Source organism: Amycolatopsis sp. NPDC004169, from assembly GCF_040610315.1.
Lineage (GTDB): Bacteria > Actinomycetota > Actinomycetes > Mycobacteriales > Pseudonocardiaceae > Amycolatopsis.
Genome location: NZ_JBEXMD010000021.1, coordinates 1 through 22,527 on the forward strand (window position 1 = coordinate 1; position 22,527 = coordinate 22,527).

The window sequence follows — 22,527 nt, forward strand, 5'->3', positions numbered from 1 at the left end:
CCGGCGGCCCGGCGCCGCCGGCCCCGCGCGGCCCCCCCCGCCGCCCCCCCCCACGCCGCGCTGACCTTCCTCACCGCCGAGCGCGACAACCTGCTGCCCGTCGTGCGGTTCGCCCGCGAACACGGCCGCGCCGAGGCCGCGTGGCAGCTGACGTACCTGCTGACCAGCTTCTACGACACGGCAGGCCACTGGCACACCCGCGTCGAGCTGTGCCGCGAGGGCGCGGCCGCCGCGACCGGGCTCGGCGACCCGCTGGCCGAGGCGGAGATGCTGCGCGCGCTGGGCGTCGCCTACTTCATGACCCGGCGGCTGCCGGAGGCCCTGGAAACCAACGCGGCCGCGCTGCGGACGGCCCAGGCCGCCGGGGACGTCCAGGGCGAAGGGCACATCCACAACAACACCGCCAACGCCTACGCCGAACTGCGCCGCTTCGACGAAGCCATTGCCGCGCACCGGCTCGCGGTGGCCCGCAACGCCGCGGCCGGCAACGACCTCGGGCACGCCCTGTCCCAGCGCAACCTCGGCCACACCTACGTCCGGATGGGCCGCGCCGCGGAAAGCCTGGCCCCGCTGACGGCGGCGCTGACGACCTTCCGCGCCCTGGGCAACGCCCGGCTGGAGGCCGCCACGCTCGACACGCTCGGCGAAGCGCACCTGCAGCGCGGCGACCACGGGGCGGCGCTGGCGCACCTCCGTGCGGCGCTCGCGGTCAGCCGGGTGCTCGGCGACCGCTGGCTGGAGTGGGAGGCGCTGCTCGACACCGGCCGGGTCCACCTGGACCGGGGCGACTTCGCCACCGCGGCGGACCACTTCGGGCAGGCCCTCGACCTCAGCCGCGACGTCGGCGACCGGCACGGCGAGGCGGCCGCGCTGGAACACCTCGGGCGCGCCCGGCTCGGGGCGGGCGACCTGGCCGCCGCCCGCGAGCACCTGGAACGGGCGCTGGCCGTGCGGGCCACGGTGCCCGACGGCTACGAGCAGGCGCACCTGCACCGCGATCTCGGCGACCTCGAGGCGCGGCTCGGCCGGCCCGCGGACGCGGCCCGGCAGTGGGCCGCGGCCGCCGCGTTGTACTCCCAGGCCAACGCGACGGCAGAGGCCCGCGAAGTGGCTAACCGCCGGGCTTGATCGTCACCTCCGTCCGCGCGTTGCCCAACGTGCCTGCCGACGGGGAGAACAGCTCCAGCACGAACCCGGATTCGACCTGGCCGGGTCGGGGGTCCAGCAGTTTGACCACGGCACCGGTGCCGGACGCGCCGGCCGGGATCGTCACGACCGCGTCCTTGACCGGCACGTACGCCGGTTCGCCGGTGCCGAGGGGCAAGGTCCGGTAGTGCACGGTGACCGGCGCCTTGGCCGGACCGCCGCTGTCGAGCCCCACCCCGACCGTGCAGACGTGCCAGCAGATCTTGCCGCCGTCGGTGGAGACCTTGATCGGGAGCGCGGCGGCACCGTCGTCGTCGAGGATCCCGCCCGCGGCCAGGTCGTCGCCGAGGACCAGGCCGACCGGATCGGACAGCCGCAGCAGGAAGGCCTCGTCCGGTTCCCCGGCGGCGTCCTTGACGACCTGGACGGCGACCGTGCGCGGGCCGGCGTCACCGGTCCAGGTCAGCCGTCCTTCGGCGGGGACGTAGTCGGCCGGGGTGGTCGCGCCGGGCACGCCGTCCTCGGTCTTGTAGGCGACCGACCCGGTGGGCGCGCACCCCGCCGCCGCCGTGACGGAGACGGTGAACTCGAAGGTGGTGTAGCCGCGTTCCCCGGGAGCCGGGGTGCCCTCGTAGAGCGTCCGGTCGGCAACCGCCACCGCCGCGGGACCGCAGCCGGAGGCCACGGTACCGGCGGGCACCACCGTTCCGGGGCCGAGCAGGAGCACGACCGCTGCGAGCACCGCTGTTTTCATCGGAGTCCCCCTTGCGTCCGGGCCCGCGGTGGAGCGTGCCACCGGGAATGCCTACCGCGCCCCGGTTGCAGCCGGGTTGTGACCGGGGCGCCGCCGGGTTCGCGCCGGATCGCTCGCTCTCACTCTTCTGTCCGATCAATGATCGAACCCGTCGTGACAGACCGGTCAGCGCGCCGGATGGGATAGAATTCCCTGCTCGTCCGAGAAAGATCTTTTTCGATGCGGAAGATATGACGTCGCCGAGGGGGAGGATCCAGATGGTTCGGCTGGACCGGGATCGAACCCCGGCGCTGTTCGCGGTGACGACCTCCGTCATCAGCGGCGTCATCCTGGTCATTCTCACCAAAGGACTGCAGGCCGGCATTTCGGCAGGAACCACGGTGATATGGTCCGCCGCGGCCGCGATTGCCTGCCTGGCGGGGTTCGCCGCAGCGCGCCGCTTCGGAAAGCCTTCGCCCACCGCTTTTCTCATCACCTCGGCGTTCAGCCAGAAATACTACGTTGCCGCCCTCATCCAACGGATCCACAGCGCCCTCGACCGGGACAACATCGACCTGGCGCTCAAGGTGCCGGACCGGGATTACGACGCCGGCGCGCAAGCGCATCACCTGCGTCGCATCCTCTCCAAGAAACGGTCCTACCTCGGCGGAATCGTCATCGCCGGCGACGTGGCACGGCTGCGCGACGACCTGACGAGGTTCTGCCGCGAACTCCGCCTGCCGGTGGTGTTCACCGACATCGAACCGTTCCCCGCGGAATCCGATTACCCGGACAACAGTGCGTTCGTCGGGTACGACACGGGCGAACTCGGCGAACTGGCCGGTCAGTGGCTGGTCCGGCAGTTGCACGGGAAGAAAAGCCCTCAGGTGCTCATCGTCGCCAGCTGCGAGCACAGCGATCGGCAACGGCGGTGCGAAAAAGCGCTGCGCTCCACGTTGCCCGACGTCAGGATCACGATCGACGAGCAAGGCGACTTCATGCGGTCACGGGCCTACACCGCGACGCGAAACCACCTCCGGCACCTCGAGCCCCGGCAGCACCTGGACGCCATCTTCTGCACCAACGACGAGATGGCCCTCGGCGCAGTCGACGCCCTCTCGGCGTCCCGCTCGGCCGCCACCGCTGCCACCCTGGTGATCGGCATCGACGGGGTGCTCGAAGCCAAGGCGCTCATCGACTCCGGCAGCAGCCCCTTCCGGGCCACGGTCGTCCAGGACACCCACCGCCTCGCCGTGGCCACCGTCGACCTGCTGGTCAAGATGCACCGCGGCCACACGGTGCCCACGCGGACGATCCTGAACGCCGAGGTCTACTCCCCTGCCGCCGAGCGCTGAGCAAGTCGACGGTCAGCTGCCCGGTTCCACCAGCGAAGCCAGCAGCGCGAGCTTCTCGGCGCTTTCACTGCCCGCGTCGGCGTAGTAGAGCACCAGAAGGACCCCGTCCACCGGCAGCTTGTCCCGATGCAGGTGCAACCGCCCGAGGACGGGGTGGTGCACCGTGGCGGTGCCGCCCTCCAGGAGCCGGACGTCGTGGCGGGCCCACAGCTCGCGGAAGCGCCCGCTCGTCAATGACAGCTCGCCGACCAGCTCCACGAACCTCGGGTGGTCGACGTCGACGCCGATCGACTCCCGCAGCGCCGCGACGAAGCCCGCCGCGGCCGTGGCCCAGTCTTCGTGGAACGCCTGCTCCTCCGGGTCCAGCAGCAGCGAGCGCAGGCGGTTCTCGCCGGGCCGCAGGCGGGGCGAGAACGCCGTCGCCAGTTCGTTGGCCGCGAGGACGTCGAAGGCCCGGCCCTCCACGAACGCCGGCACGCCCACCGTCGCCAGCAGGTGGTGCAGCCGGGGCGGCACGCGCTCGGGCGACCGGCGCCGCCGGCCGCGGGGTGGTGGTGTGGCCAGGCTGTGCAGGTGTTCGCGCTCGACCTCGTCGAGGCGCAGCACGCGCGCGAGCGCGTCGAGCACCTGGGGCGAGGGGTGGGTGTCGCGGCCGCGCTCGAGGCGGAGGTAGTAGTCGGCGCTGATGCCGGCCAGCATCGCGAGCTCTTCGCGGCGCAGGCCCGGCACCCGGCGGGTGCCGCCCGCCGGGATACCGGCCTGCTCGGGCGTGACGAGGCCGCGGCGGGCGCGCAGGTACGCTCCGAGCCGGTTCCCGTCGGCGCTCGTCGTCATGAAGCGCGGCCGGGCAGCGTCGCAAGGGCCTGTGAGCGCTGGGCCACGAGCTCGTCGTAGGTCCCGTCGCGTTCGGCCCACCGGTGCATGAGGACCCGCTGCACCAGGATTTCGCGCGGCGTCGGGTTCTGCGCCAGGAGATCCATCACCTCGGCGCCGTAGGCGTCGAGGGCGAGCGCGTGCGGGTTGCCGCCCCCGAGCGTGGTCGCGACGGCCGGCGGGACGAGCTCGGCGACCTCCACCCCGGTGCCGGCCAGCTGCGCCCGCAGGGCCTCGGTGTAGGCGTGCACGGCGGCCTTCGAGGCGCCGTAGCTGGGCATCAGCGGGAACGGCAGGAACCCGATCCCCGAGCTGACCGTGACGATCGCGCCGCCGCCGCGGGCGAGCAGGTGCGGCGTGAACGCGTCGACGACCCGGATGGTGCCCAGGACGTTGACCTCGATGGTCGTCCTGGCCGTGTCGAAGTGGGCCGGGTCGTGGAGGTCCTCGGGCGCCCCGGTGCCTGCCATGGTGACGACGGTATCGACGCTCGGGTGGGCGCGCAGCACCTCGTCACGCGCCCGGGTCACGGACCCGGCGTCGGCGACGTCGATCTCGACGGTGGCGAACCCTTCGCCGGCGAGCCCGGCGAGGAGGCCGGTGCGCCGGCCGCCGACGATCACGGTGCTGCCGGCGGCGCGGAAGCGGCGGGCCAGCTCGAGGCCGATGCCCGAGGTGGCGCCGGCGACGAAAACGGTGCGGGAAGTGATGTCCATGGCTCGACGGTAAGCCGGAAGCCCGGGCGCTCAGGGGGCCCTGCGAGGACCCCCGGCGTCGGCACGTCCCCCCGGAGCCGGCTTCTCCTGGTCCGCCGCCCAGGACGCCAGGAGGGCCAGCCCGTCCGCCGCCGCCGTGCCGGTGGGTGCGGTGTAGACGTTGAGCAGCAGGCCGGGTTCGGCGGACAGCTCCATCGACTCGACGTCCAGGTCCAGCCGGCCCACGACCGGGTGGTGCAGCCGCTTGCGGCCGGACCGGTGCAGCCGGACGTCCTGGGACGCCCACCGCCGCCGGAACAGTTCACTGCGGGTCGACAGCTCGCCGACCAGGGCGATCAGTTCCTCGTCGTGCGGATTGCGGCCGGCCTCCATGCGGAGTTTCGCGGCCACGTCGACGGCGATCCGGGGGTAGTCGACGAAGAACGCACTCGCCGCTTCGGGTTCCAGGTACACGAACCGCGCGGTGTTCGCCGGGCGGCGCGGGTCGGCCAGCAGCGGCGAATACAGCGCGCGGGCGAGGTGGTTCGTGGCCAGGACGTCGTAACGGCTGTTGCAGATCCACGCCGGCGCGGCGGTGATGGCGTCGAGCACCTGCTGCAGTGGCGGGCGGACCGTCGCGGCGGGGCGCCGGCGGCGGGGGCCGCCCGGCGCCCCGGACCGCCGGGCCAGGTGGAACAGGTGGTCGCGCTCGGCCTCGTCGAGGTGCAGGGCCGTGGCCAGCGCGTCGAGCACCCCGTCGGACGTGCCGGCGAGGCTGCCGCGCTCCATGCGGACGTAGTAGTCGACCGAGACGCCGGCCAGCATCGCGACCTCTTCGCGGCGCAGGCCCTTGACCCGGCGGTGGCCGCCGTAGGCGGGCAGCCCGGCCTGCTCGGGCGTGATCCGCGCCCGACGCGACCCCAGGAACTCCTTGATCTCGGTGCGCAAGTCGATCACGGCCACCCCGCCACCCTAGGCCGGGTCCGCGGGCGGAGGGAGGTTCTGCCGGTACCCCCCGGCGCCTACGTGCCGGTCGCGGTCGTGGCGATGCCGCCGTCGACCGCGATGACGGTGCCCGTGACGTAAGCCGCGGCCCGGCTGGCGAGGAACACGGCGATGCCGGCCATGTCGTCGTCGCGGCCGAGGCGGCGCAGCGGGGCCTTCGCCGCGATCCGGTCGCCCATCGTCTCGAGCGTGGTCGCCATCATCTGCGACGGGAACGGTCCCGGGGCCACGGCGTTCACCGTGACGTGCTGCGGGCCCAGTTCCCTGGCGAGCACTCTGGTGAGCTGGTGGAGGCCCGCTTTGCTGCTGGCGTAGGAGTAGTTGGGCGCCTCGGCGACGTGGATCGCGGCGATGCTGCCGATGTTGACCACGCGCGCGGGATCATCGACGGTGCCCGCCCGGCGCAGGGCCGGGAGCAGCGCCTGCACCAGCCAGAACGGCGCCTTGAGGTTGAGGTCGAGCACCTCGTCCCACGCCTGGTCCGGGAACGTCTCCAGCGGCTCGCGCCACATCGCTCCCGCGTTGTTGACGAGGATGTCCAGGCGTCCCCGGCCGTCCTCGACCAGATCGGCGAGGCGCCGGCACTCGTCGTGGCCGGACAGGTCGGCGGGAATTGCCCGCACGTCGCCGAATTCGGAAAGCAGGCGCTGCGCTTCCGCGCATTTGCCCGCACTGCGGGAGCTGATCACCACGCGGGCGCCCGCCTGCAGCAGGCCGCGGGCCATCATCATTCCGATGCCACTGGTGCCGCCGGTGACGAGTGCGTGCTTGCCGCTCAAATCGAAAAGGTCTGCGTGAGCGGTGAATGGGTTGTCCACTGTCGGTCTTCGTCCCTTTGTCGTGGAGGCTGACGACCGAAAGGCTGGCAGGCTTCCTCGACGTCGGGGAGATCCTGGTGATACCGGTACCGGGAGAGCCCCTCGGCACTCAGACCGGGCGGAAGCTGCCCAGGCAGGGGTACCCCGGAACGCCCGCCTTGGCCGGTTTGCCCGGCGGCGGCCACCCCATCAGCCACAGCTGCCCGGTCACCGCGACGTTCGCGGCGAGCGAGATGTCGGCGACGAGCCGGAACCGCGTCTGCCGTCCGTCCGGGTAGGACGCCCAGCCCGTCAACCGGACCGCGGTGCGGGCGCGTGGCACGAACGGCGTGTCGAGCGCGACCCGCAGCTCCGACCAGGTGTCCTCGGTGATCGGGCGGCGGATCCGCAGGCTGCCGACGATCGTCAGCAGCCCCAGCATGAGGAAGACCGCGCCGCCCCCGGCGATGCCGCCCAGCCCGGCCGCGTCGGCGAGGCCCGCGGAGCCGGCCTCCACCGACGACACGACCGCGATCCCCGCCGCACCCAGCACCGCGAACGTCACCCCGGTGACGGCGGCCCGCCGGGCCTGGAACGCCCGGTGCGCGGTGAGCACCGGATCACGCGACGGCGGCGCCGGGTGGCGGGCGACGAACGCGGCGGGCACCGAACCGGAGACGGGGGCGTCTTCGATCCGCCCGGACCGCAGCCACATCGCCCCCGGCGGGCGGACGAACACGCGGCGGCCCGTGCCGAGCACCCACAGCCGTCGCTCGCCGGCCAGCTGGACGCGCGGTCCGCCGGTGAGCCGGGTCCGCAGCCACCGCCCGTCCGGCAGCCGCACCGACACCCGCGATCCCTTCGTGCGCAACCCGTCGGGAGCGACGTCGAGCCGGTGGTACGGCTCCCCGAAGAGGCCTCGGACGCTCAGGTAGAGGCTCAGGACGTAGGTCCAGATCACCAGCAGGCCCCCGAAGGTGCCGAAGTAGACGTAGGGCAGCGCGCGCCCCCACCCGTCGATGACCGAAAGCAGCACCCCCAGCAGGACGAGCGCACCGGTGAGTCCCATGCGGACAATGGTCAGCGCGGTCAATTTCTGGACAAACCCGGCAAACAACGGTTCGGCCCCGGACGGCACATTCGGAATGGGTTCGTGAACGCGGACTCTGCCCACGCCGGAAGTGCTGTCCATCGCTTGTCCCCCATCGGTTCGCGTGCCCGGGCCGCGGCAGCGTATCGGCACCGGGAAACGAGGCCCGGCCCACCCGGGCCGGGAAAGGCGGCCGCCGTGACCTGTGCCGCTCCTTGCCGGTTTTCCCTTGCACCGGTGCGTGGTCGCCGTATGGGGCTCGCCGGGCACGTTCTGTCATTTCGACAGGACCTGGAGGAGGGGAACTGTGATGGACTTGGTGGCGCCGTCATGACCGCGCCGCACCGCGACCTGCGGCAGGTGCAGCGGCAGGCAGGCGAACTCGACGCGCGGCTGGCGGCGACACGGCACAGCGCGCGCTCGGGTGACCAGCTCGTGACCGCGACCGTGACCGGTCAGGAACGTCTTCACCTCCAAGGACGTGGTCGACACGGTCGCGGACGCGGTGTTCGATCCGGTCCAGTCGGTCAGCGATCTGTTCGCCGAGTCGCTGAAGACCTTGAGCGGCTTCCAGCGGCAAGCCCTCGCGCTGGTGCAGGGCAACACCGATTTCCCGGACATGCCACCGATGCCCGGCAACTCCGGGATCGACGACCGGCGACAGTGGCGGATCGGCCCCTCGGCGGCGCCGGCATGAGGACACCGGTGATCGTGTGCGCGACGCTGCCGGCGGCAAGCTTGCCGGCCGGCTGCGGACCGTCGAAACCGCAACGGCTTCTCTCCCAGCCGCCGTCACCGGCCCAGACCGGCGCCCGGCTGCCGCTCGACCAGGTCGACGCACCCGTCGACCTCGCGAAGTTCGACTCCGACCCGTGCAGCCTGCTCACCAAGGAGCAGGCCGCGGCCGTGGTGGCCGACCCGCCGAACGGGATCCGCGCGAGCGGGGTCGACCAGCTCCCCGGGTTCGGGTGCGCCTGGTCGAGTCCGCCCGGCGCCCTGTGGGTGGCGACGAAGCCGATCCAAGGCCCGAGAACCCTCACCGAGCTCTCGACGTCCCCGCTGAAGAAGAGCCGCGCTCTGGAGCCGTGGACCGAAACGTCGATCGGCGGTCTCCCCGCGGTCGTCCACCACCAGTTCGGGATCACGGAGGAGTGCCTGGTTTCCGTCGAGGTGACCGCGAAGGAGATGCTGACCTTCGAGATCGACGGCAAGGATCTCCCGGGCAGCTACTGGGACACCGACCGCTGCGGCGGGGTCGCGAGATGGCGGAGTTCGTGCTCGGCAACCTGCGGTGACCGGGTAGCGGTGCGCCTCAGCCGAACGCGGCCAGCGCGACCGGCTCCCACTTGCGCCAGTCCTCCAGCCGGGCGTGGTACTCGGCTTCCACCGCGGCGAACGACTTGCCGAGGAACATCCGGTGCGGCGGGTCGTCGGTGTCCGCGAGTTCCAGGACCGCCGCCCGGGTCGCCCGCGGGTCGCCGAGGTCCCACTCGATCCGGGTCGCCTCGCGCACCGGGTCGTAGTCCGGGTTCGGCGTGCTGGTGCGGACGCTGCCGCCCCCGAAGTCCGTGCGGTACGGGCCCGGCTCCAGGCAGACCACGTCGATCCCGAAGGCCGCGACCTCCTGCCGCAGGGAGTCGGAAAGCCCTTCCACGGCCCACTTCGACGCGTGGTAGGCGCCGATGCCCGGGAACGCGCGGACGCCGCCTTCGCTGGTGACCTGGATGATCCGGCCGTGCTTCTGGCGGCGCATGACCGGCAGCACCGCCTGGGTCAGCCAGAGCGTGCCGAAGAAGTTCGTTTCGAGCTCGGCCCGGACCTCCTCCTCGGTGAGCTCCTCGACCATCCCGAAGTGCCCGTAGCCGGCGTTGTTGACCAGCACGTCCAGCGTTCCGAAGGCGGCCGCCGCCCGCTCCACCGCTTCGGCGGCGGCGGCGCGGTCGGTGACGTCCAGCCGCAGGGGCAACACGGCGTCGCCGTACCGGTCGGTGAGCGGCCGCAGGCTTTCCCGATCCCGCGCGGTGGCCGCGACCCGGTCGCCGCGGGCGAGCGCCGCTTCGGCCCACTCCCGGCCGAAGCCCTTGGACGTCCCGGTGATGAACCAGTTCTTCGTCACGACTTCTCCTTCGTCGTTCGATCGCTACGTCCTGATGCAACAGTAGCATGGACTGCATTATTTCCTCGCGTGGTAAGTTACCGTCCGTGAGTGACGGTCGCCGTGAGCGCAAGAAGGCCCAGACCCGGACCCGCATCCGGGAAGCGGCCCTGGACCTCTTCGCGAGCCAGGGCTACCGCGAAACGACGATCGCGCAGATCGCGGCGCGCGCCGACGTCGCGACGCGCACGGTCACACTGCACTTCCCGGCCAAGGACGACCTGCTCTTCGCCGACGACCCGTTCACCGCCGAGTCCCTGGCCACGCGCCTGCGGGCCCGGAAGGCCGAGAGCACCCTCGACGCGGTGCGCGACTGGATGCACGCGACGATGCGCGAACTCGACGAGCGGGACCACGCCTCGGGCGTCGATCCGGCGCACATCTGGCGGCGCCGGGCCCTGCGCGCCGCCCTGTTGATGGCCGACGACGACCTCCGCGGCCGCGCCCGCGCCGGGTACCACGACCTCGAGGTGCTGATCGCCGAGGGCATCGGCGAGGACCTGGGCCTCGCGCCGGACGCGCTGGTTCCCCGGCTCGCCGCGGTCACCGTCGTGACGGGGCTCCGCGAGATCTACGTGACGCGGGAAGGCCGCGCCCGGCCGGCAGCGGGCGAGCTGTCCGAGCTCGTGGACGAGGTGCTCGCCTTCGCCCGGGCCGGGCTCAGCCGGAACCGAAGCACACCAACGGGATGAACGGCTCGCTTCCCGCGGCCTCGGCGAGGGCCCGCGCCGGCGGTACGCCTGCCGAGTGGATGCGGTGGTAGCGCACCATCAGCGGCACGACGGCCTCGTCCGGGACACGGGCGACGCCGGCGATCACGCTGCGGGTGCCGCTGTAGAGCAGCGCCGCGGTGAAGCCGAGCAGCTCGTCGCCGGCCCGGACGACCGCCCGGCCGACGTCGCAGGCGGACAGCACGACGTGCTCGGGCACGGCCGGGAGCTGCTGGATGTCGTGGGCCAGCAGCGGGCCGTCGGCGAGGTCGAGCCGGGAGAACAGGACGTTAGACGGCTCGTGGTGGCCGTGCGCGGCCAGGTGGGCGGTCCGGGCCGCACCGAGGGCGCCGAGCGTGCGCGAGACCGAGGCGTCGGACCCGGTCAGCACCACGCTCCCGGGCAGCAGACGGGCGAGGTGCCGCGCCTCCTCGTCGGCGTGCCGGAGGTCGGGACCGGCGACCACCACCGTGCCGCGGGAAACCGCCCGGTTCGCCCGACGGCGGCCCCGCACCCACTCCGTCGCCGAGGGTGCGACGGAGACCGGTCGCCCGCGCAGCTCGGGCAGCAGGCCCCAGGGCACCGCGGCCAGCTGCCCGGTGGGCACCACGACGAGGTCGCGGTCGCCGAGCACGGGTCGCAGCGGGGCGACCAGCTCCGCGGAGAGGGCTTCGACGTGGTAGCGGGCTGATTCCGTGATCACCGCGGCCACCCGGTCCGGAAGCCGCCTGCCGCAGAGGGTGTCGAGGTCGACGCGCAGCCGCGCGGCCAGTTCGGCGGCCGTGGCGAGGCGGCCGGCGCGGACCAGGCGGGCCCGGCCGTCCGCGATGGTGAGCACGACGAGATCGCCGCCGTCGTCGAGAAACACCGCCAGCGTGCTCCGTGCGGCGGCCAGTTCGGCCGCGACCTCCGGGAAGGTCGCGGTGGTGGCCCGTCCCCCCTCGCCCCTGGCGGTCCACCCGCGGGCCCGGATCTCCCGTTCGAGTTCGGCGCAGCGGCGCTCGGCCGCGCTGTCGGCCCGGCCACCCAGCTCCGCTGCCCGCGCGGTCAGCGCCCGCCTCCGCAGCTCCGCGACGAGGTCCAGGGTGACCTCGTCGGCGGGAGGGCGGACCGGGTGCAGCCGGAACGCCTGTGCGCGGGAACGTTCCGCCCAGGCGAACACCCGCGCGGGCGGGGCGGACGCGAGGGCGGTGGCCGTGGCCAGCCGGGCGAGCTCGACGCCCAGCGTCGCCGAACCCGTGCGCAGATCGAGGCTGCCGAACCGGCTCCGGTGTTCGTCGAGCGCGGCGAGCCCAGCACGGGCGTGGCGGAAGACCCCGCCGGGATCGCCTTCCGCGTGGCACAGCTCCGCGACGGCGAGGTGCCGGGACAGGGTGAGTTCGATGCTGCCCCGGCCGCCCGCCCGGCGCGCCAGGTGTTCACGCGCCTCGGCCGGCCGTCCGGCGGCGACGCAGGCTCGCGCGGCCAGCAGCCGCGCGAGCCGGGCGTCGGAGTGCAGCCCGAGGTCGTCCAGCCGCGTCGCCAGCCCGGTCACCTCGGCGACCAGCGCGGAAGAGTGCCTGCCGTCCCGGAAACCGGCCAGCTGGACGGTCAGTGCCGAAACGGCGGCCCAGGTCTCGTTGCCGCGCCGCCGGAAGCGGCGTTCGGCCCGCCGGGCCCAGGTGCGGGCGGACGGCGAGTCGCCCTGGGCGATCGCGGCCTGGGCGCGGGTCAGTTCCGCTTCGGCGCGCTCGTGGGTGCTGTGGCCCGCGGCCAGCAGCTCCAGCGCGGTGTCCAGCTCGGCGGCGGCGTCGTCGACCAAGCCGGCGGCGAGCAGGGCCCGCGCCTTGTCCACGGCCAGCACGGGCAGCAGGCCGGGGGCGTACCGGGCGAACCCGGCCTTGGCCGTGTCGAAGGCGTGCAGCGCGGCCGGGATGTCCCCGGTGAGCGTGTGGCAGTGCCCGCGGTTGAGGCGCGCCTTCGCCAGCAGGAGCTGCAGGTCATCGGTCAGCGCGATGCGTTCGCAGGCGTCGAGGTCGGCCAGCGCCGCCCGGATGCGCCCGGCGAGGTCGTGCAGCATGGCGCGGTTGAGCAGGCTCCGGGCGGTCCGGGCCGGGTCGCCGGCGGCCTCGATGAGCGGCTGGGCGTCGTTCATGCACCGCAACGCTTCGTCGAGCCGGCCGACGAGCATCAGCATCAGGCCGCGCTGCTGCAGGACGATCCCGAGGTCGGCAGGTGCGGCGAGCACCTCGGCGCGGTCCAGCAGGGAGAACCCGGCCTCGCCGTGCCCCAGCTGCACCTCCGCGGCGGCGAGACTGATCAGGATCCGGGCCAGGAACGGGTTCTTCGAGATCTGCACCTGCTCGGCCGGACCGTCCGGCTGCCCGAGCAGGCGCAGCGCGGTGCGCAGGAGCCGGGCGCCGTTGCCGGGGTGCCCGCTGCCGATCGCGGCGAGCCCGCGCCGGTGCAGGTTTTCCGCCCGGGCGTCGACGGTCGGCCGTGGTCGGGTCATGGGTGCGCGCTACACCTCCATCGAGGGGGTCATCGTCGTGCCGTTGTCGTGGACGAGCAGCTGGACGACGCCGCGGCCGACCCGTTCGAAGGTGAACCGCCCCCGCTCGTCCGCGGTGGTCGACAGCGTGCCGCCGGCGGTGCGCAGTTCGATCGGCAACGCCGACGGCGGGCTGATCCAGCCGTCCAGCCGCACGCTGCCGTCCGTGGCCGGGGTGAGGGTGACGACGGCCGTGAGCCGGACGCCATCGAAGGTGATCGACCGGCTCCGCTCGTCGCCGCGGGCCCCGGCGAGCAGCTGCCGGTCACCGGCTCTCAGGATGTCGGTGTCCGGTCCGGCCAGCTGGATCGCGAACACCGCGAGCTCGGCCAGGCCCGGTGGCGGCGGGTCGGCGAGCTCCCAGAACCGGCGGACCTCGTCGAGCACGGCGTGGTCGCGTTCCTCCAGCGGCCCGCGGGGATCGGGGCCGGTCACGGCGTCCTCCCCTCGGTCTCCAGCAGGGCCCGCAACCGGGCGAGGCACCGCCCGCGGGTCGGCCCGATCGTCCCCCTGGCCATGCCGAGCTGGGCGCTGATCTCGGCGTAGTCGGGGCGGGGGACGAACGCCACGATGCGCAGCAGCGCCTGGCACCGCGTGGGCAGCCGCCGCAGCAGGGTCCACAAGCGACGGTTGCCGTCCGCGGTGACGGCTTCCTGCTCGGGATCCGGCGCCGGGTCGGGTGCGTCGCCGAACACCGCGGTGTCCACCGGACGTTCGGCGCGCCGGGCCCTGGCGACCCGCCACGCTTCCCGTTTGGTCACCTGCACGAGCCAGCCGGTGAGCGCCGCGGGGTTCTGGATGTCGGACAGGGACCGCAGCAGAGCCAGCCAGGTGCTCTGCACGACGTCGCTGCTGGCCTCGGTGTCCAGGCCCTGGGCCCGTGCGACGTGCCAGAGCAGCGGGGTGAGCTCGCGGACGATCTCCGCCAGGCTCCCCCGATCCCCCGCCCGGGCGGCTTCGAGCAGCTGCCCGACCCGGACGCTGGTGGCCGACGGCCGCGGCGACCCGGTCATCGGCGCTCCGCGTTCTTCCGCAACCGGGTGACCGCCTGTGCCGCGCGCGCGGTGGTGTCCTCGCGGGTGGCGACGGCGTCCGTGCCGATGTCGAGCATCAGGTTGGCGAGTTCGGCGGCGATGTACGGCGCGGCGAACGACGTGCCGTCCCACACCGCGAAACCCGAGCTGAAGTCGTCGAGGTCCGCCTGCTCGCGACCCTTGGCAGGCACGTACCGGCCCGGCCGGGCGGACCCGTTGACGTCGGGCGGGAACGCGCTGACGATCCGCGCCCCCGGGGCGTAGCAGGTCGCGGACGGCCCGCCGTTGCTGAACCAGGCCGTGGTCCCGTTCGGGTTCAGCGCACCGACGCCGAGCACGGGCTGCCCGGGAGCAGGCGGGGGGTCGAGCACGCCCAGCGCGGCGGGCAGGAACGGGCGTTCGGTGGAGTCGTTCCCGGCCGAGGCGACGACCACGACGCCTTCGGCGACGAGCGCCCTGATGATCTCGGCCAGCCGCGACCGCTTGCCGTCGCCGGGGTCTTCGTCGTAGAACCCCATCGACAGGGACAGGATGTCGACCCAGTCGCGGTGGTTCTTGGTGCGGGCGTCGCGGATCCGCGCCAGCAGCAACCAGAGGGCGAGCAGCACGTCGCCTTCGAGGCCGACGTTGTCCGGGTGCAGCACCCGCACCATGAGCACGTCGGCTTCGGGGGCGTGCTGGTGGATCACCCCGGCGATGAACGTGCCGTGGCCGGTCGCCGGGTTGACGACGTCGGTCAGCGGGTTGGTGGTGGTCGGCGCGTCGAGCGAGTCTTCCAGCACGAGGGACCGCGGCAGCCCGGCGACCTTCTGCTCCTGCGCCGCGATGGCGACCTCGCTCGGCTGGAACAGCCGGAGGAACCCGCGGTGGCCGGGGGTCGCCGCGGTGCTCAGGTCGCCGAACCACGGGTGGTCCCGCACCCCGGTGTCGACGACGGCGACCACCGGCCGTCGGCGGTTCGCGTCCCAGGCCGGGTCGCGCCACGGCGGCTCACCGGCGAGCTCGACCGGGGCGCGGACCGGCGGCGGCGCGTAGTTGGCGGCCGCGGTGTCGGTCAGGCCGTGCGGATCGTAGGTGGGAGCGCCGCCCCAGCCGAGCAGCGTGCCGCACAGCAGGTGCTCGAGGGAGATCCGGTCGGCGAGCGTGGGCTGCTGCCCCTCCTCCCCTCCGTTCGCCGCGAACCTCGATCTGAGGTACTGCAGCGCGACCCAGGCGTCGGCCGCCGGACGGCCGGGCCGCCCGGCGAGCCGGACGGGACGCGGCAGCCCGCCCAGGTGTTCGCGCAACGGGCCGTCGGCCACGACCTCGGTCAGCGGCGCGGGCGGTTCGACGTCGATGTCGATCTCGCCGAGCGCGTCCCGGATCGATCCGAAGGAATCATCGTCGGAAATGACGTCTTCCGGAATCAGCAGGAAGCGGGTGCGGTAGACGGTCGAACGCACGAAGGGAAGATTGCCGAGGACAACCTCTCCCGGCCGAAGTATTTTGGCTTCGTACTGGTCCAGCAGGGACTGCGGCCAATCCGGTATCGGCGTTTCGGGGTACGCGGATACGTCCGATCGGGCGAGCATGCGGTATTTGACCATGATTGGCGGCCTCCTCCTGCAGCAGCGAAGTCGTTCGTCCCGCACAGAGTGCTACAAGAGCACCGAGATTCACGTCCGCGGTCACGAAACGGTCACGGAAAATCGATGTATCCGCCGCACCGGACCGGCCTCTCCCAGTCCACGACAGCCACAGCGACCGGGAGGTACCCCATGCCCAGCCCGAAAGACGCCTACCACGGCGAGATCTTCATCCCCGACAAGCGCCACCCGTGGTTTCCCTTCTTCTGCCCGAAACCGCAGGTGGACATCCTGTTCTACACCGACGACACGTCCGTCGCCTTCAACCCGGCAGCCAGCTTCGGCGTCGACGCGATGCGCGACCTGCTGCACCAGCGCAGCGGTTTCCACGCCGATTTCCGGATCGATCTGCTGAACCGCCACGACGGAGGGCACGCCCGGCAAAAACTGACGCCGGAGTTGTTGGCGAAATACGACCAGGTGTGGTTCTTCGGTGTTTTGCAGTGCAACCAGCAGTCGGCACCGGAGAACGAGCTCACCGATGACGAGGTCGCCGCGCTGCGCACGTGGATGGACGACCGCGAAGGCGGCGTGCTGATCACCGGAGACCATTCCAACCCGCGGCCGTTCGACGCCGTCGACGGTGCACTGGACCCGCTGGTGAACCTCGGCCGCGCCCTCGGCCACCGGGTGCCCCGCGCCGGGCAGCTGCGTGTCTGGGAAGGCCTGCCCAGCAGCGACGTCACGACGGATCCGCACCACACGCACAACACCCAGGTGCCCGACGGAGTGCACGTCCTCGACGACCTGACGCTGCAGGACGACCAGTTCCCGCAGCGGCTGCTGCTGACGAAGTACCCGCTCGGCTGGTCGTGGCCCTGGTGGCTGCGCCGGTACCGCCCGCACCCGCTCTTCTGCGGCCGCACCGGCCCGATCGAGGTGTTCCCCGACCACATGCACGAGGGGGCGCTGGCCTTCCCGGCCGGCTACCCGGCGGCGGACTGGCCGTCCGGGCCGTGGGGCCAGCCCGTGCCGGAGGTCGTCGCCCGCGGCACCGACAAACGGTTCCCCGCGACCTACGACCTGGTCAGCGCCTACGACGGTGCCCTCGCCTCGGTCGGGCGCATCGTCGCCGACTCCACCTGGCACCACTACTTCAACATCAACCTGGCCGGATTCGCCCCGGGCAGCGCCGAGCGCGACGCGATCGGCGACTACTACGCGAACCTCGCGGCGTGGCTGACGCCGTCGGCCAAACGAGCCGCCATGCGCTGCTGGTTCTGGTGGCAGCTCGCGGTCCACCCCGCGGTGCACATGGTCAAGGGCGCCTCGTTCACCGTGCTCGGTCAGACCGCACTGGACGTGCTCGGCCGGGTGGCCGGCCAGTGCACGATCACCCAGCTCGTCTGGCCGTTCCCGCTGTGGCCGCGGGACTGGATCGAGTTCCCGTGGCCGCCGGAAGAAGTGGTGCTCGGCGCCGTGATCTCGGGCTACCACGCGGCGTTCGACCAGGCCACGGCCGGAGCGGGAGAGCTGCCGAGCCGGACCCGGCTCGTCGGTTCCGGCCTGCTGGCCGCCGTCGAGCAGCACGGCGTCGAGCTGCGCCGGATGGCCGAAACGGCGGACCGGCTGCCCGGCTTCCTCCGGGAGCACCTGCCCGGCGGACGCGAAGGCTGAAGCGCGGCCACCTCCGGGGTCCCGGCCGGAACCGGAAGGGTTCAGGCTCCCCGGGGGATGGCACGCCCCAGGTAGGTGACGGCCGGGTCGGCGACGCCGAGGTCCCGGAACCCCAGCCGGTCGTAGAACTTCCGCGCCGGGCCGTTCGCCTTCGCCACCGCCAGGTGCACCCCCGGCACCCCGCGCCCGGCCAGCACGGCCAGGGAGGTCTCGATGAGCGCGCGCCCGTGGCCGCCGCGCTGGTGGGACGGCAGGATGTCGATGTGCAGGTGGGCCGGGTGCCCCGCCAGTTCCGGGCGGACCATCGCCTCGGGCGTGTGCAGGAGGGCCCGCAGCTGCTCGGCCGGGGTCGCGGGCTCGCCGTCCGGTGCGGGGAACCGGGCGGCGACACCGGGCAGGTACCCGGTGCGGAAGCGGGCGGCGAAGGCGGCGGTGTCGGCCGTGCCGACCAGGTAGCCCACGGCCGTGCCGCCGCCGTCGTCGAGGACGGACGCCAGCTCGGGTTCCAGTTCCAGGTACGGCGCCAGGAAGACGGCAGGCAGCAGGTCGGGGTCGGGGTACACCCCGCGGGCGTCGCCGCCTTCGTGCCCGGTGCGGACGCACACGTCGAACAGGGCCGGGCGGTCGTCCGGGTGGTACGGCCGCAGGTGCGGGAGCGCGGTCACGCTCCCTCTCCCGACTTCGATTCCTGCCAGTAGTCGATGGCGCCCTGCAGCACCGTGCGGAACAGGTGGAAGTTCACCGGCTTGAACACGTAGCTGTCCGCGCCGAGCCGGTAGCAGCGGTCGATCTCCGCCGGGGTCGTGGACGAGGTGAACACGATGATCGTCACCTCGGCCAGGTCCGGGTTCGCGCGCAGGTCGGCGAGCACCTGGTGGCCGTCCCGGCCCGGGAGGTTCAGGTCCAGCAGCACCAGCGACGGCCGGGCGGCGGCGGGGTCGGCCAGGCGGGCGATCGCGGTGTCGCCGTCGGCGGCGAACTGCAGCTCCAGCTCGGGGTGGGTGCGGGCCAGCGCGCGCCGGATCGCCTCCTGGTCTTCGGCGCTGTCCTCGACCACCAGGACGAGCCGCTCGTCCGGCCTCACGCGACCGCTCCGGTGTGCCGGATCGCCAGTACCGCGGCGTCGTCCCCGACCCGGTACCGGCCGCCGCCGGCGACCAGTGCCTCCAGCAGGTCCGGCAGCGCCAGGCCCGACAACCCGGCCAGGGTCGGGGCGAGATCGGTCTCGAAGAACTTGCCGTCGTCGTCACGGGCCTCGGTGAGCCCGTCGGTGTAGAGCACCAGTGTGTCGCCGGGGGTGAGCCGGGCCGCGGCCGGCCGCAGCCGCAGCTCCGGCAGCACCCCGACCAGCCGCCCCGTGCAGTCCGGCTCGTCGACCGTCCCGTCGCGGCGCAGGACCATGGGTGGCGGGTGCCCGGCCGCGAGCAGGGTCAGCTCGACACCGTCCGGCTTCACCGGCTCGAAGGTCGCCGTCGCCAGGGTGAGGAAGCGGGAAACGCCGTGGCGCAACAGCTTCGTGTTCAGCCCGACCAGCGCGTGCTCGGCCGAACCGCCCTCCTCCAGCGCCGTCTCCAGGGTGTGCCGGGCGAGGCCGGTCAGCGCGGCGGCCGGCGCGCCGCGGCCGCAGACGTCCCCGATCAAGGCGGTGACGGTGCCGTCGGGCCGCGGCACCACGCCGTAGAAGTCGCCGCCGACCTCCAGGCTGTGGTCGGCGACGTTGTACTTCGCGGCCAGTTCCAGCCCCGGCACGGTCGGCAGCACCGCGGGCAGCAGGTGCTGCTGCAGGGACAGCACGTCCCGGCGGCGGCGGTCGTAGAGCGTGGCGTTGTCGATCGCCAGCGCCGCCCGCCCCGCCAGGTTGCGCAGGAAGCTGCGGTCGGGACGGCGCCGCGAACCCGCGCCGTGGAAGAAGCTCAGCAGGCCGACGTCCCGGCCGTGCGCCCGCAGCGCGCTGATCGTCAGCAGCGGCAGCCGGATCTCCGCGGGCAGCTCCGAGGCGCGCGGCCGCTCGTCCCAGGACGCCGGGTCCGTGCCGCGCACCACCTCCTGGCCCGCCCAGCACCCGGCCCGCACCGCGTCGGCCAGCGCCTGTTCGCGGTGGGCGTCGACGTGGGCGACCGCGATCGGCACCATCCGGCCGTCCCGGTGGACGTGCAGGACGGCACCGTCGGCGAGGCCGGGCACCACCATCCGCACCACCGCGCGCAGGGTGTCGTCGATGTCGAGCGACGCGCTCATCTGCAGCGAGGCCTCGGCGAGGATCGCGTCCTGGGCCTGGCGGTCGTCCAGCTCGCGCAGCTGGCTGGCGTGGTGGTCGGTCGCCACGATCACGTCCAGCACCTGGTCCATCGCGGTGAGCACGGCCGGGTCGGCGGGCAACGCCGCGGACGTCCCCAGCCCGAGCAGGCCCCGCTCCCCCGCCGCGACCGCGAACTCCACCACCAGGAACCCGGTGGCCCCGGCCGCGGCCAGCCGGGTGGCCAGCGCGGGCGCGATCACGGCCACCTCGGCCAGCGGGACCTGCGCGATCGCGGCGTCGTCCCCCGCCGGGTGCCCGGCGACCCACGTCAGGGCTTCGGCGGCCAGGCCGGGCGGCTGGGTGCGCAGGCCGGCGTGGTCGGCCCAGCGGACCACCGGCGCCGTTCCGTCGGCCGCCAGCCGGGCCCCCAGCACGGCGCACGCCGACGGCAGGGTGAGCAGGCCCGAGTACAGCTCGTCCGACAGCCCCTTCGTATTCACCGCGTCGAACGCGGCACGCCACAGCGCGTGCAGCCGCGCCGTCCACGAGTCCTCGGGGGTGCTGGACACGTCAGTGGCTCCGCTCGTCAGAGGTACCGCGTCTGCGGCGAAGCCCACTGTAAGGTTCGGCCTCGGTCGTGGCCGCGCGCCACGACCGGAAAGGGACGTAATGGGCGACACGGCGGCGTTCGAACCGGCCGAACGCGAGCGGGCGGCCGAGACGGCGTTCGACCTTTCGGTGTGCGTGAACGAGCCGATCCACCGGCTCGGCGGCATCCAGTCCTACGGGGCCCTGCTGGCCGCCGGCGACGACGGGCGCATCGAAGTCGCCAGCTCCACCACCACCCGGCTGCTCGGCCGGGCACCCGGCGAGCTGCTCGGCACCCCGCTCGCCGACTTGCTCGGCGCCGACGGCGTCGCGGCGGTCGAGCAGACCCTCGCCGCCCCGACCGGCGACCGCGGCCTGCTCCCGCTGCCCGTCCCGGCCGGCGGGCCGGAGTTCGACGTCACCGTCTACCGGGCCGACGGGCGTCTCGTCCTCGAGCTGGAGCCCGCGACCGCCCCGCGGCCGTTCCGGTTCTCGCAGTTCTACCCGTCGGTGCGGGCCGCGCTGACTCGGCTGCAGCACGAGCGCAGCGTCGTCGACGTCTGCGCCGCCGCCGTCGCCGAAATCCGCGCGCTCACCGGGTACGACCGCGTCGTCGCCTACCGGTTCGAGGGCCGCTCCGGGCCCGGCGAGGTGATCGCCGAGTCCATCGTGGACGGTCTGGAGCCGTGGACCGGGCTGTGGTTCCCGGCCAGCGACATCCCGCCCCAGGCGCGCCGGCTCTACGAGCGCAACTGGATCCGGGTGATCAACGACGTCGACGACGACACCGCCGCGCTGCACCCGCCGGCCCTGCCCGGCGGCAGCGTCCCGCTGGACCTGTCGGACTCGACGCTGCGCACGGTCTCCTCGTTCCACCTGGAGTACCTGCGCAACATCGGCGTGGCGTCGTCGATGTCGGTGTCGCTGCTGCACGAAGGGACGCTGTGGGGGCTGATCGCCTGCCACGGCCTGACCCCGCGCCGGCTCGACCCCGAGATCCGTGCGGCGTGCGAGTTCTTCGGCGTGACGCTGTCGCTGCAGCTGGCGGCGCTCCAGGAGGCGGAAACCGCCCGCGCCCGCCAGCAGGCCCGGACCGCCCTGGCGCAGCTGATCGGCACGCTCGAGCCCGATCCGCTGCATTCCCTGCCGGAGCACGCGGAGCTGCTGGCCGCGCTGGTACCGTCCGACGCCGTGGTGGTCCGCCTCGGCGGCGCCGCCCCGGCCGTCCACGGCGACGTCTCCGCGGCCGCGCTCGACACGCTGTGGCCGGAGCTGCCGGCGCTGCCCGCGGGCGAGATCTGGACGTCCGAATGCCTCGGCGACCACGCGCCCGTGCTCGCCGGGCACGCGGACACGCTGAGCGGGGTGCTGGTGCTGTCGCTCGGCGACGGCGACCTGATCGCCTGGACGCGGCGGGAGCGGCGCGCCAAGCGGACCTGGGCCACCGACCCCGCCGTGCCCGTCCGGGTCGGACCGCGCGGCGAGCGGCTCACCCCGCGCGGCTCGTCCGCCGTCTACCAGGCGGTGGTCCGCGGGCACAGCCTGCCGTGGACGGCCGCGGACGAAGCGGTCGCGGCCGACCTCGGCCGCGCCGTCTCGAGCATCGCACTGCGGCAGGCGGCGCGGCTCACCGAGCTGAACACCCAGCTGCGGCGGGCCAACCAGGACCTCGACACCTTCGCCCACGCGGCCGCGCACGAGATGAAGGAACCCCTGCGCGGGATCGCGGCCACGGTCGCGTTCATCGGTGAGGACGCCGGCGACGGCCTCGACGCGACCACCCTGCGCCGGCTGGAGACGGTCGAGAGCCTCGCCAACCGGATGGACGAGCTGGTCAACTCGCTGCTGCACTTCGCGCAGCTCGGCCAGGGCGACCTGCGGCGGGAGCCGGTCGACCTGCGTGACGCGGCCGCCCGCGCCGTGGAGATCGCCGGCGCCCGGCTGGTGGAGAACGACGTCCGGCTCACCCTGCCGCCGTCGGGCACGATCGTCTCCGCCGACCCGGCGCGGCTCGAGGAGATCCTGATCAACCTGCTCGTGAACGCGGCGAAGTACGCCCGGCCCGAGCAGCCGCGCACCGCCGAAATCGGGTACACCGACCGGGCGGTTTTCGTGCGCGACAACGGGATCGGCATCCCGGAGATCCACCACGGCGACGTCCTCAAGCTGTTCCGCCGCCTGCACGCGAAGGACGCCTACGGCGGCGGCCACGGTGCCGGGCTGGCGATCGTCGACCGGATCGTCGACCGCCACGGCGGCCGGCTGTGGCTGGATTCGGGGCCGGGCGAGGGCACCACGGTGTGGTTCACGCTGGGGGCGGACCCCGAGGCGTAGA

The 22,527-nt window shown here is 73.4% G+C and carries 21 protein-coding genes and 1 pseudogene; 7 read left to right on the plus strand and 15 right to left on the minus strand.

Annotated elements, in window-relative coordinates; translation table 11 throughout:
- The coding region (locus ABZX11_RS26315; protein ID WP_354917532.1) for a tetratricopeptide repeat protein at positions 1-1,128 on the plus strand (1,128 nt) is incomplete at its 5' end.
- Here ABZX11_RS26315 and ABZX11_RS26320 read toward each other — a convergent pair.
- Entirely contained in the window at positions 1,112-1,900 is a 789-nt protein-coding gene (locus ABZX11_RS26320) for a Calx-beta domain-containing protein (protein ID WP_354917535.1), read from the minus strand. The genes ABZX11_RS26315 and ABZX11_RS26320 overlap by 17 nt on opposite strands.
- A gap of 257 nt (positions 1,901-2,157) precedes the next feature.
- Between ABZX11_RS26320 and ABZX11_RS26325 the strand changes: the two genes are divergently transcribed.
- Positions 2,158-3,234: a sugar ABC transporter substrate-binding protein gene (locus ABZX11_RS26325; protein WP_354917538.1), complete on the plus strand. Its 1,077-nt coding sequence runs from the start codon at positions 2,158-2,160 to the stop codon at positions 3,232-3,234.
- A 12-nt stretch (positions 3,235-3,246) separates the two neighbouring features.
- Here ABZX11_RS26325 and ABZX11_RS26330 read toward each other — a convergent pair whose 3' ends face one another.
- The 6 genes from ABZX11_RS26330 to ABZX11_RS26355 form a co-directional block, all read right to left on the minus strand.
- On the minus strand, positions 3,247-4,068 hold the full coding sequence (locus ABZX11_RS26330) for a helix-turn-helix transcriptional regulator (protein WP_354917541.1): 822 nt from the start codon (positions 4,066-4,068) through the stop codon (positions 3,247-3,249).
- Positions 4,065-4,823 (minus strand): SDR family NAD(P)-dependent oxidoreductase, encoded by a 759-nt coding sequence (locus ABZX11_RS26335; RefSeq protein ID WP_354917544.1) that lies wholly within the window; start codon positions 4,821-4,823, stop codon positions 4,065-4,067. Before ABZX11_RS26335 ends, ABZX11_RS26330 begins: the two co-directional genes overlap by 4 nt.
- A gap of 30 nt (positions 4,824-4,853) precedes the next feature.
- Positions 4,854-5,765: a helix-turn-helix transcriptional regulator gene (locus tag ABZX11_RS26340; protein ID WP_354917547.1), complete on the minus strand. Its 912-nt coding sequence runs from the start codon at positions 5,763-5,765 to the stop codon at positions 4,854-4,856.
- Between the two features lie 59 nt (positions 5,766-5,824).
- Complete coding sequence (locus tag ABZX11_RS26345; RefSeq protein ID WP_354917550.1) at positions 5,825-6,586, minus strand: SDR family oxidoreductase; 762 nt, start codon at positions 6,584-6,586, stop codon at positions 5,825-5,827.
- Between the two features lie 148 nt (positions 6,587-6,734).
- Positions 6,735-7,673, minus strand: a complete 939-nt coding sequence (locus ABZX11_RS26350) for a hypothetical protein (protein WP_354917553.1) — start codon at positions 7,671-7,673, stop codon at positions 6,735-6,737.
- A gap of 297 nt (positions 7,674-7,970) precedes the next feature.
- Positions 7,971-8,165, minus strand: coding sequence for a hypothetical protein (locus ABZX11_RS26355; protein ID WP_354917556.1), 195 nt, complete (start codon positions 8,163-8,165; stop codon positions 7,971-7,973).
- A 10-nt stretch (positions 8,166-8,175) separates the two neighbouring features.
- Here ABZX11_RS26355 and ABZX11_RS26360 point away from each other — a divergent pair, with 10 nt between their 5' ends.
- Both ABZX11_RS26360 and ABZX11_RS26365 read left to right on the plus strand, forming a co-directional pair.
- Positions 8,176-8,391, plus strand: coding sequence for a hypothetical protein (locus ABZX11_RS26360; protein WP_354917559.1), 216 nt, complete (start codon positions 8,176-8,178; stop codon positions 8,389-8,391).
- Positions 8,388-8,933, plus strand: a pseudogene (locus ABZX11_RS26365) (DUF3558 family protein); the annotation flags it as partial. The gene ABZX11_RS26360 and the pseudogene ABZX11_RS26365, both read left to right, overlap by 4 nt.
- 73 nt (positions 8,934-9,006) lie before the next feature.
- Here the strand turns inward: ABZX11_RS26365 and ABZX11_RS26370 are convergent.
- Positions 9,007-9,810: an SDR family NAD(P)-dependent oxidoreductase gene (locus ABZX11_RS26370; protein WP_354917562.1), complete on the minus strand. Its 804-nt coding sequence runs from the start codon at positions 9,808-9,810 to the stop codon at positions 9,007-9,009.
- Positions 9,811-9,896: 86 nt separating this feature from the next.
- On the opposite strand from ABZX11_RS26370, the gene ABZX11_RS26375 reads away from it, so the two are divergent.
- Positions 9,897-10,541: a helix-turn-helix domain-containing protein gene (locus ABZX11_RS26375; protein ID WP_354917565.1), complete on the plus strand. Its 645-nt coding sequence runs from the start codon at positions 9,897-9,899 to the stop codon at positions 10,539-10,541.
- Here the strand turns inward: ABZX11_RS26375 and ABZX11_RS26380 are convergent.
- Genes ABZX11_RS26380 through ABZX11_RS26395 form a run of 4 tightly spaced genes read right to left on the minus strand, consistent with a single transcriptional unit; the run spans position 10,510 to position 15,565 of the window.
- Complete coding sequence (locus tag ABZX11_RS26380) at positions 10,510-13,050, minus strand: CHAT domain-containing tetratricopeptide repeat protein (RefSeq protein WP_354917568.1); 2,541 nt, start codon at positions 13,048-13,050, stop codon at positions 10,510-10,512. The two genes, ABZX11_RS26375 and ABZX11_RS26380, sit on opposite strands and share 32 nt — an antisense overlap.
- A gap of 9 nt (positions 13,051-13,059) precedes the next feature.
- Positions 13,060-13,524, minus strand: coding sequence for a hypothetical protein (locus tag ABZX11_RS26385; RefSeq protein WP_254896588.1), 465 nt, complete (start codon positions 13,522-13,524; stop codon positions 13,060-13,062).
- A complete protein-coding gene (locus tag ABZX11_RS26390) occupies positions 13,521-14,102 on the minus strand; it encodes a sigma-70 family RNA polymerase sigma factor (protein ID WP_354917571.1) in 582 nt (193 codons plus the stop codon). The genes ABZX11_RS26385 and ABZX11_RS26390 overlap by 4 nt, the downstream gene beginning before the upstream one ends.
- A complete protein-coding gene (locus tag ABZX11_RS26395) occupies positions 14,099-15,565 on the minus strand; it encodes a S8/S53 family peptidase (RefSeq protein ID WP_354917574.1) in 1,467 nt (488 codons plus the stop codon). Before ABZX11_RS26395 ends, ABZX11_RS26390 begins: the two co-directional genes overlap by 4 nt.
- A gap of 315 nt (positions 15,566-15,880) precedes the next feature.
- On the opposite strand from ABZX11_RS26395, the gene ABZX11_RS26400 reads away from it, so the two are divergent.
- On the plus strand, positions 15,881-17,365 hold the full coding sequence (locus ABZX11_RS26400) for a hypothetical protein (RefSeq protein WP_354917577.1): 1,485 nt from the start codon (positions 15,881-15,883) through the stop codon (positions 17,363-17,365).
- 41 nt (positions 17,366-17,406) lie between these two features.
- Here ABZX11_RS26400 and ABZX11_RS26405 read toward each other — a convergent pair whose 3' ends face one another.
- From ABZX11_RS26405 to ABZX11_RS26415, 3 genes are read right to left on the minus strand one after another with little or no spacing between them, the layout of a single operon-like run.
- The gene (locus ABZX11_RS26405) at positions 17,407-18,030 is read right to left on the minus strand and encodes a GNAT family N-acetyltransferase (protein ID WP_354917580.1); all 624 of its coding nucleotides are present in this window, start codon (positions 18,028-18,030) and stop codon (positions 17,407-17,409) included.
- Entirely contained in the window at positions 18,027-18,449 is a 423-nt protein-coding gene (locus ABZX11_RS26410) for a response regulator (protein WP_354917583.1), read from the minus strand. The genes ABZX11_RS26405 and ABZX11_RS26410 overlap by 4 nt, the downstream gene beginning before the upstream one ends.
- On the minus strand, positions 18,446-20,173 hold the full coding sequence (locus ABZX11_RS26415) for a SpoIIE family protein phosphatase (protein ID WP_354917586.1): 1,728 nt from the start codon (positions 20,171-20,173) through the stop codon (positions 18,446-18,448). Before ABZX11_RS26415 ends, ABZX11_RS26410 begins: the two co-directional genes overlap by 4 nt.
- A 100-nt stretch (positions 20,174-20,273) precedes the next feature.
- On the opposite strand from ABZX11_RS26415, the gene ABZX11_RS26420 reads away from it, so the two are divergent.
- A complete protein-coding gene (locus tag ABZX11_RS26420; RefSeq protein ID WP_354917589.1) occupies positions 20,274-22,526 on the plus strand; it encodes an ATP-binding protein in 2,253 nt (750 codons plus the stop codon).
- Position 22,527 lies beyond the last annotated feature (1 nt).

Coding starts and splice junctions, on each gene's coding strand:
- ABZX11_RS26350 (WP_354917553.1), bottom strand. CDS start 7,673: ATGGGACTCACCGGTGCGCTCGTCCTGCTGGGGGTGCTGCTTTCGGTC.
- ABZX11_RS26390 (WP_354917571.1), bottom strand. CDS start 14,102: ATGACCGGGTCGCCGCGGCCGTCGGCCACCAGCGTCCGGGTCGGGCAG.
- ABZX11_RS26335 (WP_354917544.1), bottom strand. CDS start 4,823: ATGGACATCACTTCCCGCACCGTTTTCGTCGCCGGCGCCACCTCGGGC.
- ABZX11_RS26320 (WP_354917535.1), bottom strand. CDS start 1,900: ATGAAAACAGCGGTGCTCGCAGCGGTCGTGCTCCTGCTCGGCCCCGGA.
- ABZX11_RS26400 (WP_354917577.1), top strand. CDS start 15,881: ATGCCCAGCCCGAAAGACGCCTACCACGGCGAGATCTTCATCCCCGAC.
- ABZX11_RS26325 (WP_354917538.1), top strand. CDS start 2,158: ATGGTTCGGCTGGACCGGGATCGAACCCCGGCGCTGTTCGCGGTGACG.
- ABZX11_RS26380 (WP_354917568.1), bottom strand. CDS start 13,050: ATGACCCGACCACGGCCGACCGTCGACGCCCGGGCGGAAAACCTGCAC.
- ABZX11_RS26330 (WP_354917541.1), bottom strand. CDS start 4,068: ATGACGACGAGCGCCGACGGGAACCGGCTCGGAGCGTACCTGCGCGCC.
- ABZX11_RS26420 (WP_354917589.1), top strand. CDS start 20,274: ATGGGCGACACGGCGGCGTTCGAACCGGCCGAACGCGAGCGGGCGGCC.